Here is a 15,142-nt window from a genome sequence, read left to right as displayed (position 1 = left end):
TCTATTTGTTAAATCAATACAAAAGGATTGTTTATGCACTGATTTTGCCTTGTTTACTATTTTCACCCAAACTTTGATCTTCTATTCAAAAAAAGCATAAACTTTTATTCTAGGAAATAGGTACACACCTAAGTCCTAAATATTTACTAATTTATATTTATGCGAGGAATGTTATGAAAGTAAAAATCTTATCTGCAGTAATAGCAAGTACGCTGTTAATTGGTTGCGCTCTCCCTGTCGTTAAGGCTTCTCAATCGGCCATTAAAAGTATTGAAACAAATCGAACAGTTACTAAAGTTAGGACTGGAATGCTGAGCAGTGGCTCATCAATCATAACGACTAGTTATGAGGGGACAGTAGCTGCTTTTAATTTTAATGGACAAAAATTATGGGAAAATGAACTCTCGGGTTTTATGAACCATGATATTTGGGTTCAAGATATTAATGGTGATGGACTTGTAGAAGTATTTGCTGCGAATGCAGATGGTAATGTTTACTGTATTAATAGTGATGGTTCTTTAAAGTGGACGTTTGGACTTAATGAAGTTCCTATGAACTCTGTAACTGTAATCTCTGATGCAGATAACAAGTATGTTGTTGCAGGTGGCTATGATAAAAACTTGTATTATATATCTACTGATGGTGAATTATTAAAAACTATTGAATCAAAAACATACTCAGAAGAAGGTGTTTTTGGTGATGGCGTAAAACCTGAAGCGGGTACTCACACAGTGAATTTTGTACGCCCTATAAAATCTAGTGATGGTACTGAAAAGCTGGTTGTTCTAGGAACAAATAATAGCCTTCAAAGTTCTGGCCGCTTTTATATCTTTGAACCATTTGCTGACTTACCGAGCGAAAAAAGTAGAGTATTAATAAAAAAAGGCATAGGCGACCTGCGTACAGTCGATTTTGATAATGATGGTAATGATGAGCTAACTATAGGTAATAGCGCTCAGATAGGAGATGCCGCTATTTCAGTTATGGACTTAAGTGATCTTTCGCAAAAGAAAAGTCAAATAAATGATATAGCAAGACAAATCGACCGTTTTGGATACCGTGTCGCTCAAACTGAAGTCGTTATTAATGAAGGTATTTCGACGTACTTAACACTTTTTGGATCGAGAATACTTCTAACCCCAGAGTCATTTGATGTGAATGATTCGGAAATACTAGCCAGTAAGTATTCATATTATGATATCTGGAAAGACAAGGATTCAAATAAAATTTTACTTGCAAGTGCTCAAAGTGGAGGCAGCCAAGTACACATAATTGATACATCTAACCCAGATTGGAAGAATGCCTATAAAGAGCTAGAGCCGCAAGGCAAGCTGGCAGCTATACAGAACAATACTAGAACAATTGAAAGGCAACTATCATCTTTTCAAAAGCCGACTCGCGAACGTGAACCTTTACCCGTTTACTTTATTTCAGAGAGTCGTAATGATATCCCAGATACAATCGAAAGAAGTGAGTCTTTGTATGATTCACCTGTATTTTTAAATTACTCGACCTTACCAAATGTAGAGAACTGGGATAGAAGTGAAATACTTGCTGATAACCCGAAGTACCGTGATAAAAGAGATCGCCGTAAAAATTATACATTATCACCTGAGGAAATGTTTAATCAGCTTTCAGATGGTTATGAAAATAGCGATGGGATATCACAGTGGGCAGGTCATGGAAATGATCCGTACATGATTAGTTTAGCCACTATGAAAAGAATTATAAGTAGTGGAGAAGGCAAAAAGACAGTCAATATATACCCGGAGATCGAAGGGCATGGAGAGGCATTTAATAAAGTACTAAATCATCACTTTTATCCTTTAGCCAAATTTAGTAGTGAAAACAACGCTAATTTATTTATGCGAAATAAACATACATTTTGGCAGTCCACTATATATGCTCCGGAATGGTTGGAATTAAGATCTGGACGTTTAGCTGATGCTTTTGTTCCTGCAATGGAAGAAACAACAGATAAATCAATGGAAATAAGTGTGGCAGGGAGAATGGGTCTTTGGGCGGCTGGTTCTGTCGATGATTGGGGTGAGAGGTATGCGAGAGATAACCCTAGTTTTGACCGATTACGTCAACACTCTCATCAAATGGTTCCTAATCATGCGCTTAGACAAATAATCTATAAATTAGCGTCAGGTGCACGTTATATTAATAACTTCGGCTTTAATCAAGAATACATGAGTCTTGCTTGGGAGCTAATTGGTCAAGGAGCGCTTTATGTTCCTAAACGTGATGAGCTATTAAGTTTATCGCCAGTTCACATCAGTATGAAAGAGCCAGACCCTGTTTATAGAGAAACATCAAATAATGTGAAATGGACTACGTTTTATGATGAAGAGAAAGAATCTGTGCCATATGTATTTAGTCGCCTAAATGGCACGTGGCCAGGTGCAAAAACGTTGCCGTGGGATTATTCTAGTTATGCTGCTGATACGAAAGAAAGACGATTAGATTTTATACCAAAATTTCCTAAAGGATTAGTTTTAATCACACCGGTTCAGCAAGGTAAATTTAAAGATGAAGGTACAGTTAGAGGCGCATTGGCTGATAATATGCACCCTATCTATAAAAATATTATGAAGGAATATATTACTGACGGTAAAAGTTACTTCGATCCTAATGGGGAAAATGTAATGGCTGCTGATAGCATTCGATATAAACAAATTAGGGATAAGATTGAAGAAAAATCTAACCTTCTGCCAATGACTGTATCAGGAGAAACTGCATGGGTTGTTGCTCAGTCAGACAAAAAACACTTAAGGCTTACACTTGTTGATAGTGGATACTTAAATCCAGGTGATAAAATTGCTAAGGTGAAATTTAACTCAGTTACACCTGAAACGATAGTAGATATTCTATCAGGTGAAATATTCTCTCCGGATTCAAATGGAGTAGTTGAAATTCCAGTTTTAGCTGGTGCATTTAGATTTATTGATGTGAAAATTACTGAGGATATTAGAAACACCGAAAGTACGTCAATGTAAATACAGCGTTTAATATATGGCGCAGGATTAATATTTATTAGTCCTGCGCTATTTATTTGACATTTTATAAGTCTTGTAAAGTGTTGCTGATAATCAATTAAGTAAGCCGAAATACACTACATCCTCTAATACAAAAATGGTATTTGCCTCTAAAGTTAACTCAAATTTCTTTTCATTTCATAGCGTCTCTTAAGTCTGATGAGACACATGATAAAACCTCTAATTAGGTAGTCAAATTAACTTTGTTACTTCAGGAGCAGCATAAATTCCAAACATGCTTTACACTTTAGTTTGTCCATAGAGTCATTTTCTTTTTGTTGCCTACACCATTATAGATAAAGAGCGTGAGCAGCACGGGAAGCTTTGTTCTATTTTTACTTATTTATACTAGGTGTAGTTTGTAGAATAGCGCAGTAGTAGTGACTTAGTAATAGTGATTGGGCCCTACTGAGTTATAAGCCTCATACGCGACTCCATTGCTCCTAGATAGAACGAGCTTTAACCCTGAAAGTCCCTAGATTATTACATCAGGTTATGTAATAAAATACATTTATTAAAAGCCAAAAAAGCCACTCAAATTATGAGTGACTTTGATTTGACATACACACTTGTTTAAATCTTACGATTTAATTTTTTACCACCATACAGCGTATAACGTTGTTAGGATTATTACGACACCTAGAGCGGCTATGTTAAAGTTAGTCTCAGTTGCAAAGCTTATCTCTTTTAAATTTACGCTTCCGTTAGTGCCTTTATCTTTTATTAACAAAGAGACAATTACACAGATAACTAGGCATAATAAAAAGACAATTCCAACGCGATCCATAAAAGGGAGTTCAGGGTATGCGAATTTTAAAATCAGGGAAAATAATGCGGAGCCAACACCTGCAGCTAACGCGCCAGCTGAGCTCGCTTTTGACCAAAACATTCCCATTAAAAATATTACAACAATACCCGGAGTGAAAAACCCTGTAAATTCTTGTATATATTGAAAGGCTTGATCAAATTTACCTAATAGCGGCTCTGCCACTATTAAAGCAATAATTAATGAAACCAAAGCGGTTAATCGACCTACTTTCACATAGTGTTTTTGAGTTTTTCCCGGCTGAAGTTTTGAATAAATATCCATCGTGAAGATAGTCGATATACTATTTGTCATCGATGCTAAAGATGAAACGACAGCGGCGACTAGAGCAGCAAAAACAAGTCCTTTAATACCCGATGGCATTAATTCCATCATTGATGGGTAGGCTTGATCTGGTGAACTTAACTGTGGGTGTAACACAACTGCGGCAATCCCTGGTAGTACAACTATTATTGGCATTAGTAGTTTTAGATATGCGGCAAATGCAATGCCTTTTTGGGCTTCCTTAATACTTTTTGCTGCTAAAGCTCTTTGAATAATATATTGATTAAACCCCCAGTAACTAAGGTTCATTATCCACATGCCACCAACTAAAACAGAGATACCAGGTAAACTCATATAATTACTGTTATCTGGGCTTAAAATCATATCAAAGTGATTAGGTAGCTGCTCAGTTAAAATACCGAACCCTGCAAGCACACCTTGCCCGCTAGATACTTCATCTAATGCCAAATAAACTAAGAATAGGCCACCGAATACCAAAAGGACTACCTGTAATATATCGGTGTAAGCAACTGCTTTTAGGCCTCCATATAAAGAGTATGCTACTGAGAATAGCGCTAAAAAAATCATGCCGTACATCCAATCAACACCTGCAACTGTTTCTATTGCAAGCCCGCCTAACCATAACACAGCCGTTAAATTAACAAACACATACACGGCAAGCCAAAAAAGAGCTAAAACAGTTTTAACTTTACTGTCGAAGCGCTGTTCAAGATATTGGGGCATAGTAAAAATTTTATTTTCTAAAAAAATAGGCAGCATATACTTGCCTACAATTAATAGTGTTATTGCAGCCATCCATTCATACGATGCGATAGCCATACCTATTGCAAAACCAGAGCCTGACATTCCAATAATCTGTTCTGCAGATATATTTGATGCAATTAATGATGCACCAATTGCCCACCAAGGAAGGGACTTAGAGGCTAAAAAATAATCTTCAGTGTTTTTTTGTTTCTGCTTGCTTTCTCTTGATATCCATAACGCGAGTATTAGTAGTCCTAATACATAAGCTACAAACACACTAGAATCGAGTATGTCTAATTTCATTAACTTTCCTCATAATTTGTATTTTAAAATATAAAAACGATTAGGATAGCGTTATCCTTTTTGTTTTGGAGTTTGCCTTTTATATTTTTAAGTAAATACAATGTTTTAGTAATTAGATTATTTATATCGCTGATTTTTATAAGTATAGTAACAAGATTAAAAGAGATATCCGTAAGCGAAGTAGGGGTGGATTTCAGCTAGTAAACTGTTTTATATCATGAAATAACTAATTAAATTAGTTTGAATAAGCGTAAGTTGACTACTTTTAAATAGCCGAGATTAACTACCTATAGTCAACCTCGGCATGTTTAAAATTTATTACTTACGAGCTTTAATTTTATCTATCTTAGCTTGTAGTGAAAATACTAATTTTGGGTATTTATCTGCCACATTGTGTTGCTCATTTCTGTCTTTTGATAAATCAAATAACTGTGACTTAGTTTTTAAACCATTTTCAATTGCGGTTTTATTTGCAAGCCAGTCGGGAGTAGTCCCATTAAATGGCGCTATGTATTTCCAATTTCCACTGCGAATTGCCAAAGTAAATGACTCTTCAAGCATTTCTGTACGTCCGCTCTCTTTAGCATCTAAAAAAGCTGGCAACATATTTTCACTATCAATCGCTTCGCTTTCATCTAGCTTAACACCGGCTAATTCAGCGAGTGATTTATAAATATCTATATGGCTAACTAATGCATTACTATCCCCGTTGTTTTTAATTCCTTTAGGGTAAGTAATAATCATAGGTACACGTGTTCCGGCTTCATATGCACTATATTTTCCACCTCTATAACCTGCCGCTGGGTCATGATCTCCTCGTAGCTCTTCGGCTTGGTCTGCATAGCCATCATCCATTACAGGGCCGTTATCACTAGAAAATATAATAAGCGTGTTATCATATAAATCTTGTTTTTTTAACTCATCAATAATCTGTCCTGACATCCAATCCATTTGCAATATTGCATCACCCCTTGGCCCCATTCCTGATTTATTGGCAAACATCTTATTTGGAACTCTAGGTACGTGAATATCACTGAATGGAAAAAACAGCATAAACGATTCACCTTTATTATCATTAATAAAATCAATAGCTTTTTTAGTGAAAATGTGAGGAAACTCTTCATCTTTCCACTCAGCAGACTTTCCGCCAGCCATCCAACCAATGCGACTAACACCATCAACAATGGTATTGCTATGTTGAAGATCTGCTGACATTTTAAGTAGCTCAGGATGCTCTGTACCGACAGGGCGGTTCCCTATACGCTTTTCATAGGAAATCGTTATTGGGTCATTCGGGTCTAGATTAACTACGTGATGATTTTCTAAAAATACAGTGGGTACTCGATCTGCAGTCGCAGGGATTAAAAAGCTATAATCAAATCCTAGCTCTATCGGCCCTGGCTTTACAGCTTTATTCCAGTCGACAAAGCCATCGCCTAGTCCCAAGTGCCATTTACCAACGACACCCGTTTTATAGCCTGCTTTTTGCAACATTTTAGGCAGAGTAGGCTTGTTATGATCAATGATAAGCGGTGCGTCGCCCGGTAAAATTGCAGCATTATTACGAAAAGCATACTGGCCAGTTAACATTGAATAACGCGACGGTGTACAGGTTGCGGCAGAACTGTGTGCATCGGTAAAGCGAATCCCCTCAGCTGCTAATGCATCAATATTAGGGGTTTGAGCTTGCTTCATTCCGTAACTACTTAAATCCCCATAACCAAGGTCGTCTACATAAAATATTACAATATTCGGCTTATCATTAAGTGAGCTCACTTTATTTTTGTTTTCTTTTAGCTCTATACTATTATCTGTCAGTTCTGCGTGAGCACTTGTTGCCAAGGATAAAGTCAATACAGTAAAAAAGTATAAGTAATTAATTTTAAAGTTCATAAATACCTTCAATTTGATATAAATGGGCAGAAACTCCTACCCATTTAGAAAAGTGATATATTTCTATATATTTGTAATTAGAATGAAGCTCTAATACCTATTCTATATTGGCGACCAGTTCGATATTCTGAAATCGTCCGACTAGTATCAACTGAGTTATTAAGGGCATTACCTTCGTCATACACTTCGCCATCAATTATATAATTCCTACTTGTTAGAAAAGTTCTGTTTGTTTCGTCTGTGAGGTTAAGCGCCTGGAAGCTAAGGGTAAAATGATCATTAATTTTATAAGTTGAGCTAAAATCCAACTTACTTGTTGAATCTAACCACGCAACACCTTGGCCAAATGCAAAGTTATCGTTTACAAGTTGTACAGAACTATAACGATGTGCAAGGCGCAGCATTAAATCGTCTTTCTCCCAAAAAACAGTTGTATTAGCTGAATGTTTTGGCGTGTAAGCTTGAGGTAAAGGTGTTATTGAAACACCCGAAACGGCACTAACTTCAATGTCTTTCTCTGACTCTGCGTATGTATAATTTACGCTTAAGCCTAGGCCTGATAATGCACCAGGTAGAAAATCATAGTTTTGTGTATAGTTTACTTCAATGCCTTGAGTTGTCGCCCCTTTACCATTTCTCACGGTTGCTAATTTTACAGTGTGACAATTAGCTGTTAATGAGTCTTGCAATTCAATGTGAGCAACTCTATCAGGCATACAAGTATTACCGCTTTCATCTAAAGGTGTGCCTGGTGTTTCCTCATATTGATTAAGTTGAGCATTTTGCGTATCAGGAATAGGATTACCGTCGGCATCCTCTTTTAATGTTGGCTCTACGAGTACATCATAGATTGAGTCGACTGACGACAAGTCGTAGTCTGTTCGGATATCCTTCCAAATATAGGTTTCGGTTATATTCTCTTCAAAATTTGTCATGTCCTTGTGAAAAAATGCAACAGAAACTAAACCAGAGTTGTTAAAGTACCATTCAAAAGAAAGATCTAAGTTAGTAGATTCTAGAGGTTTTAGAGCTACATTATTCGCTTTGCCTATTCCCCAAGCACTAACGTATTTTTCATCAATGTTAGCCCCTGGCGTAGTCGAGTCGAAAGTAGGACGAGACATTGTTTTTGAAACTGAGAAACGACCGATGAAGTCGTCACTAAATTTATAATTTAGATTTAAACTAGGAAGAAAAATATCGTTGCTAGCCGAGCCTTTTGCGCGTTTAGAGCGAAGACCTGCTTTGAAACCTAGAGGTTGGCCTGTTACAGGGTCAATAAACTCATCGATAGTCGAGCGGTCAAGCCATGCTGCTAAATCAGGATTTTCCGTTGAGCGTCCATCTAATGATGATACGCCATTATTAAGTACGTGTTGAACGCTACCATCGTCGTTGTAGACTACTTGTAAAATATAGTTAGGGTTGCTTGAATTTAAAGCCGATGGTGCTAGATAAGTATCACCATCACGATTAACAAAATCAGGGAAAGTAGATGGATCATTCATGTCATAGTTATACATAAGCTGCCATGCTGCACAAGAGCCTGAAGCTGGAAGGTTTGATGGTGTTTGAGTTACATCATCATTAGGGTACTGAGGTTCAAAATCACATACAGGCAAATTACCATTAGCTAGCCCACGGTTATAGATTAAATCGTAGAAGTCGTAAAGAATCGGCGTTTTTTGGAACTGAACTTTATTAAACGCCTCTGCGTTGGTTTCTGTCTTTACGTAGCGAAGACCAAGGTTACCGGTTAGACGTCCATCAAAGTATTCAAAATTAATTTTGCCATAAAGTGCATTTACTTCTTGCTCAATAATTCTTGATGCAGATTCATCAGGTTGTGGCTTTACATCTAAACCCGACTCACTATCGGTTGCTAAAGCAAGCGCTTTGAATGGGTCTACTATTCCCCATCCATCTAAAAAGTGGACTTGATTAGGATCTGCAATACCATCCATAAAGTTATTTACAGGAAAATCATTGGATACTAATAGATCGGCCATCGTTATATCTGTTAGGCCTCCGATACTTAGCTCGTCTCCATTAGCGTCAACTACTACCGAGTTGTTTAGAATTTTAGTTGTAAGGGAGTAAACATCTTTAACTCTCTTTGAATACTTTCCTCCAAACTCAACCTTAGTAACGCCCAAATAATCTACATTCCAGTCAAAATCTAAGAATAGAGACTTATTGGTATCTGAATTATGATCCTCATCATTAGATACATTCCCTACTCGAAAGTTTTGAATGTCGAGTGGATTTGTTCTTCCTGGTGCTAAACCAAAAGATGGGTCGGTGATGCCATCAGGAAATTGGATAAAGCCTTTATTAGCGATAATTTGACAGCTACCACTTGAGCAATCGTAACCTTGCGGCTGTAAAGTTACTTCATTTGGATCATTTGATGTTATTGGTAATTTATTTGTCTTAGATTTACCTGCTAACATAACTCTAGCGTTAGGGAGCGAGTCTTGGCTTGTTTTAGAATAACCAGCTATTAGTTTACCAGAAAAGTTATCTGTAAAATGATGGTCTATGCTAAGTGTTCCGATATTGTTCTTAATTTCAGAGCCACCTTTAAGGCGAAATACTCGACCGCGATTTGAACGATCAAGGCGCTTAACCAATGTATGATTCTCATTGTTTATGGTCCACCAATCCTCTTGAGGATCACTATTTTTATTTTTTAAGTTTGATAAAATTTGCAGATCATATTGATGATTATCTAATATAACCTCCTGATTAGAATGGGTAAGATCTAATTGGATGTCGGTATCAGCAGTTGGTTGATACTGTAACCCTAAGGTTATAGATTGCCTATCTTGTTTATCTAAATTTAAACCGTAACTTTGTGAACTTTGAGATAAAAACTCACTTTCTTCTGTAATAATTTGTCCTGTCGAAAAATCTCTAGCTTTACCTGCTTTAGCACTATGAATCTCATCATCCCAACTAGCACTATACTCATCTCTTCGAGTATTTTGAGTTTCATCAGCGAAAGTGAAAATAACACCTAGTGAGTCATCAAGGTATTTATCTGAAAAAGAAGCGGAGACTTTTCGGTTTGCATCTTCAGAGTAATCGTTATAACGACCTTGAAGTTCTATACTGCGTATCGGCTTTTTTAAAGATAATGGTTTAATGGTTTTCAATACAACGTTTGCACCCAGAGAGCCTTCATCTTGGTCTGCTGATGCTGTCTTTTGCACTTCAATAGACGATAGAATATCAGAGGAAAATGAACTTAAATCAACACCTTGCTCTGCTGATGCATTAGAACCTGATCCTGAAAGCCCGCTTGTTAGGGTAACTCCGTTCATTGAAATATTATTTAAATTAGAATTAGCACCACGGACCGATATTTTAGTACCTTCACCATTAGACTCCTGAACTGTAACCCCTGTAACACGAGAGAGAGCATCTGCAATATTTTGGTCTGTTGACTTACCAACATCCTCAGCATGGATTGAATCTGTAACACCTTCAGAGAATCTTTTATTATTCATTGCTCGCTGCAAGCTGCCTCTAAATCCAGTTACAGTGATAACCTCAACGTCAGATTCTTTTTTATCGACTTTCTTTTTTTCATCGGTGTTTTCTTCAGCTACAGAGATACCTGAAACAAAGGTGCAGATTAGTGCCGCTGATATGGCATTTAATTTAAAGTGACTTTTCATCTTAGTTACCCATTAACCATTATTGTATTGTGTGTGATCGCCTTACCTTATCGATTGAACATCAACCAAATCGAAAGGGGATTGCGTTGTCCTTACTTGGGTCCTAATCGTAACGTACAAGCTTAAGCTTTTCCAATAGTATTTAACAATTGTGGTCAATAAATAACAACTAATACACAATAACAGTTGTTTAATGGTGGTTTTAGAGGTGTTTATAAGTGTTTTTGTTAATGGTTTGTTTTGGGTGGTTTGGGGATAGCGTTACCATTTTTGTTGATTTGTTTTATTAATGTATTAATATGAAGCCTAAAAATTAATCTCCTTGATTTTTAGCTAGGATTTTAATATTTCTATTTAAAAGCTGTTACTGGTTATTTCACACATATAATTTGAGGTTATTCGAATGTTACCAAATAAACTTTTAGTATTGGGGTTATTTAGTATTGGGATTTTCAACACTTTTTATTCGGATGCCTATGCAAAAGAGGCGCAAAATAGTGCGGGAAAACCAAATATTGTTTTGTTTTATGTTGATGACCTTGGGTGGGGAGATTTAAGTAGTTATGGTGCTACTGAGGTCAACACTCCAAACATCGATGCGTTAGCGAAAAATGGTATTAGATTCACTGATGCGCATAGCTCTGCAGCAACATGCTCTCCATCAAGATATTCATTACTGACCGGTGAGCATGCTTTTAGAAAAAACATTCGCATACTTAAAGGTGATGCCCCGCTAGTTATTTCTGAAGTACAAAAAACATTACCAAAAATGCTGCAAACAGCAGGGTATCGAACAGGTATTGTTGGTAAATGGCATTTAGGCCTCGGTGATGGCAATACGCCAGTAAATTGGAATGAAAAAGTTAAGCCTGGCCCACTAGAAGTTGGATTTGACTATAGTTTTCTGATTCCAGCGACAGGAGATAGGGTCCCTTCTGTTTTTCTTGAAAATCATGATGTTGTGAATTTAGAAAAATCAGATCCATTGTTTGTGAATTATCAAAAAAAAATAGGTACGCGACCTACAGGCTATGAAAACCCAGAGCTATTAAAGCAAGGAGCCGATGAGCAGCACAACAAAAGTATTATTAATGGTGTAAGTCGTATTGGCTGGATGCAAGGGGGAAAGTCTGCACAGTGGCGCGATGAAGAATTTAATACAGTCTTATCAGATAAAGCAAAGCAATTCATTTCAAAATCAAGTCAACAGCCATTTTTTTTACTTTTCTCGTTTCATGATATTCATGTGCCTCGCTTACCCAATAAAATGTTTAGAGGTAAAACGAATATGGGTGTGAGGGGGGACTCAATCGTACAAATGGATTGGACCACAGGCCAAGTGGTGGAAAAACTCAGGGAGTTAAATTTACTAGATAATACTTTGATTATTTTTACTAGCGATAATGGTGCTGTTTTAACAGATGGTTATGATGACGAGGCATTAAAGCGCATTGGAACCCATAAGCAAAATGGCCCATACCGTGGTGGTAAGTACAGTATTTACGAAGCTGGAACGCGTATTCCATTTATTGTTCACCATCCTAACAGAGTTAAACCGGGGGTGAGTAATTCTCTATTTAGCCAAATTGATTTATACGCATCAATAGCTGAATTATTAGGAGTACCTCTTGAGGAAACAGAGGCGATTGATAGCCAAAATCAATTATTACCACTTTTTGATGCAAGTAAATTGGCTCGTACAACCTTAGTGCAAGAAACCCCACATGCAAAAGGTTTAAGAGAGAACAGTTGGAAGTACATTAGGCCTGCAAAAAAAATTGCAAGCTGGGTTAAAACAAAAAAAAATATAGACCCAGGTACCTCAAAAGCGCCTCAATTATTTGATCTTGATACCGACCCATCTGAACTACACAATCTTGCGGCTAAACACCCAGATAAAGTTAAGTTACTGGAACAAAAGCTTCAAGATATTGAACTTCAATCTATCCGTTTAAAGAGTCTAAAATGAAATCTTATAAATATGCAGTTACGGCATTAGTATTGATTTGCGCTGCTATTATTAACAAAGCAGACGCACAGCATGTTGGTGATAGTAATAAACCAAATATAATTTGGTTGGTACTGGAGGATATTTCTTTAGATCTATCTGTATATGGTACTCCAGAAGTTAAAACACCTAACCTAGATAGGCTTGCAAACGAGGGGATTCGTTATAATCACGCATACGCCACTGCGGCAGTTTGTTCTACCGCACGTTCTGCTTTTTTTACTGGTATGCATGCAACAAGCATAGGTGCGCAAAACCATAGAAGTCATTTAGATGATGGTTATTATTTACCAGAAAATATTAAAATGACTTCACAATTTATGCGTGAAGTTGGTTATGTAAACTTATTAATGGGCCCTAAACAAAAAACGGATTTTAACTTTTCTACCACTATAAATGCTTTTGATGCGCAAGATGGCGAAGTTAAATACTCTGGAGGCGCTTATACGCATGCCCCTGCCGATCTTAAGCTTTTAGAGCGCCCCGCATGGCAGACTTATATAAAAGAGTATTCCGGGCAGCCATTTTTTGCACAAATTAATTATAGCGAAACCCACCGTACTTTTATTGCAGATAAAAACAATCCTATCGATCCCTCAAAAGTTAAAATTCCGAGTTATTACCCTGATCATGATATTACGCGCCGAGATTGGGCACTTTACTTAGAAACAATACAAACTGTAGATCAAAAGGTCGGTAATTTATTTTCTGAGCTTGAAAAAGCCGGTGTAATAGACAATACAATTGTCTTTATTTTTGGAGATCATGGGCGTGCAATGCTGCGTGATAAACAGTGGTTATACGATGGTGGGTTAAGAGTGCCTCTTATTGTTTGGGGTAAAGGTATTGAGTCTAATCAAGTTAATAATGAGCTAGTTAGCTTAATTGATGTTATGCCTACAACGCTTGATTTGGTGGGCTTAAAGGTTCCTGACTACGTAGAAGGGCATATATTTTTAGGAAAAAACAAACAAAAAAGAGATTATATTTATGCTCATAAAGATAGAACCGACGAGACAGATGACAGAGTACGGGCTGTGCGAGATCTTCGTTTTAAGTATATTAAAAACTTTTATCCCGAAAAACCATATAACGACTTCAATGCCTACAAGCATCTACAATATCCTGTATTGGCGCTTATGGAATCAATGCATGCTAAAAAGCTATTAACTCACGAACAAGCATTATTTTTTGCACCCAATAGACCTCCAGAGGAGCTCTACGATACAATTAATGACGCTGATGAAGTGCATAATTTAGCACTAAATAAAGATTATGCTGAGCAACTACTTGTAATGCGCAGTGAGCTTGAACGCTGGCAGAAAGAAACTAATGATCAAGGGATGATTGATGAAACGCCAGAAGTGAAAGCATATTGGGATAATTTTTTTAAAAAGCATTACCTTACCCAAATGAAAATAAGAGGCTTATCGGAAGATATTACTCCTGATGACTATTTAATTTATTGGGATGAATTTTTAACTGCTCATGGCAAGTAGATAAACTACTTTTATAAATTTAATCACATAAATGAATGAGTTTATAAGCATCTTTTTAAGTGGCTCCTAAAGCGAGCCACAGCCTAACCTTAGTTCTTTTAATGGGCTACTTATTGGCAGCGTGCTACTTTCAGCTGTTTAGCACTGCATAATATATGTGTAGTTTAGAGCCCATCATCGTTTTTTAAAGTAGAGCCCATAATGATAAATATAAAAAACAGCCTTTTTGTTGTTCTTTTTTTATGCAGCTGTTTTTCAGCGGTTGCAAATGATGAGTGCCAGTCTTGCCATCAACAACAAACCCTCGATTGGAAACAATCAGACCATGCAAACTCAATGGCTTTAGCCAATAAAGATACCGTGCTTGGTGATTTTAATAATATAACTGCGACCCACTTTTCTCAAAAAGCCGTGTTTTATAAAGAAAAAGAGGCCTTTTTAATTGATTTGACCGAGCAAGGTACAAAAAAAACGTACACCGTAAGTTATGTATTTGGCTTTGACCCACTGCAACAGTATTTAATTGAAGTTGAAAAAGGCAAATACCAAGTATTTCCCTTTGCATGGGATAGTCGCGCTAAATCACTAGGCGGAAAGCGTTGGTATGCCAACTACGCTAACGAAGATGTAAAACCCAGCGACCGTCTCCATTGGCTGCAACCTCTGCAAAACTGGAACGGCATGTGCGCCGATTGCCATTCAGATAATTTAAAGCGTAATTACACTACTGAAAAAGAAAGCTTTGATACGCACTTCTCGAATATAAATGTGGGCTGTAAATCGTGCCACAGCGATATAACGGATGAACATAAAACTAAAAAAATAATAAAGACAGCTCAAACAAGCCCTACCAATATGTC

General features: G+C 37.0%; 7 protein-coding genes. 4 read left to right on the top strand and 3 right to left on the bottom strand.

All coding sequences use genetic code 11. The features are described 5' to 3' along the window. The first annotated feature begins 173 nt into the window (after window positions 1-173). Window positions 174-3,002: an outer membrane protein assembly factor BamB family protein gene (locus tag I6F49_RS10795; protein ID WP_197180388.1), complete on the top strand. Its 2,829-nt coding sequence runs from the start codon at window positions 174-176 to the stop codon at window positions 3,000-3,002. 634 nt (window positions 3,003-3,636) lie between these two features. On the opposite strand, the gene I6F49_RS10790 is transcribed toward I6F49_RS10795, so the two are convergent. From I6F49_RS10790 to I6F49_RS10780, 3 genes are all read right to left on the bottom strand, one after another. Then, window positions 3,637-5,199 carry a sodium/sugar symporter gene (locus I6F49_RS10790; protein ID WP_024594187.1) on the bottom strand — a complete coding sequence of 521 codons (1,563 nt, stop codon included), beginning with the start codon at window positions 5,197-5,199 and terminating at the stop codon, window positions 3,637-3,639. A 318-nt stretch (window positions 5,200-5,517) separates the two neighbouring features. Further along, window positions 5,518-7,092 carry a sulfatase family protein gene (locus I6F49_RS10785; protein WP_024594186.1) on the bottom strand — a complete coding sequence of 525 codons (1,575 nt, stop codon included), beginning with the start codon at window positions 7,090-7,092 and terminating at the stop codon, window positions 5,518-5,520. Window positions 7,093-7,169: 77 nt separating this feature from the next. Next, window positions 7,170-10,775, bottom strand: coding sequence for a TonB-dependent receptor (locus I6F49_RS10780; protein ID WP_024594185.1), 3,606 nt, complete (start codon window positions 10,773-10,775; stop codon window positions 7,170-7,172). A gap of 403 nt (window positions 10,776-11,178) precedes the next feature. Here I6F49_RS10780 and I6F49_RS10775 point away from each other — a divergent pair, with 403 nt between their 5' ends. The 3 genes from I6F49_RS10775 to I6F49_RS10765 form a co-directional block, all read left to right on the top strand. After that, a complete protein-coding gene (locus I6F49_RS10775; protein ID WP_024594184.1) occupies window positions 11,179-12,744 on the top strand; it encodes a sulfatase family protein in 1,566 nt (521 codons plus the stop codon). Continuing rightward, a complete protein-coding gene (locus tag I6F49_RS10770; RefSeq protein WP_197180384.1) occupies window positions 12,741-14,282 on the top strand; it encodes a sulfatase family protein in 1,542 nt (513 codons plus the stop codon). Before I6F49_RS10775 ends, I6F49_RS10770 begins: the two co-directional genes overlap by 4 nt. 201 nt (window positions 14,283-14,483) lie before the next feature. Next, the coding region (locus I6F49_RS10765; protein WP_269435372.1) for a multiheme c-type cytochrome at window positions 14,484-15,142 on the top strand (659 nt) is incomplete at its 3' end.

The sequence above is a fragment of the Pseudoalteromonas sp. SWN166 genome (genome assembly GCF_015864485.1).
Taxonomy (GTDB): Bacteria; Pseudomonadota; Gammaproteobacteria; order Enterobacterales; family Alteromonadaceae; genus Pseudoalteromonas.
This window is presented reverse-complemented; position numbering and strand designations above follow the sequence as displayed.

Bases quoted from the DNA above. Each gene is read 5' to 3' on its own strand.
- I6F49_RS10795 (WP_197180388.1), top strand. From the start codon at position 174: ATGAAAGTAAAAATCTTATCTGCAGTAATAGCAAGTACGCTGTTAATT.
- I6F49_RS10790 (WP_024594187.1), bottom strand. From the start codon at position 5,199: ATGAAATTAGACATACTCGATTCTAGTGTGTTTGTAGCTTATGTATTA.
- I6F49_RS10785 (WP_024594186.1), bottom strand. From the start codon at position 7,092: ATGAACTTTAAAATTAATTACTTATACTTTTTTACTGTATTGACTTTA.
- I6F49_RS10780 (WP_024594185.1), bottom strand. From the start codon at position 10,775: ATGAAAAGTCACTTTAAATTAAATGCCATATCAGCGGCACTAATCTGC.
- I6F49_RS10775 (WP_024594184.1), top strand. From the start codon at position 11,179: ATGTTACCAAATAAACTTTTAGTATTGGGGTTATTTAGTATTGGGATT.
- I6F49_RS10770 (WP_197180384.1), top strand. From the start codon at position 12,741: ATGAAATCTTATAAATATGCAGTTACGGCATTAGTATTGATTTGCGCT.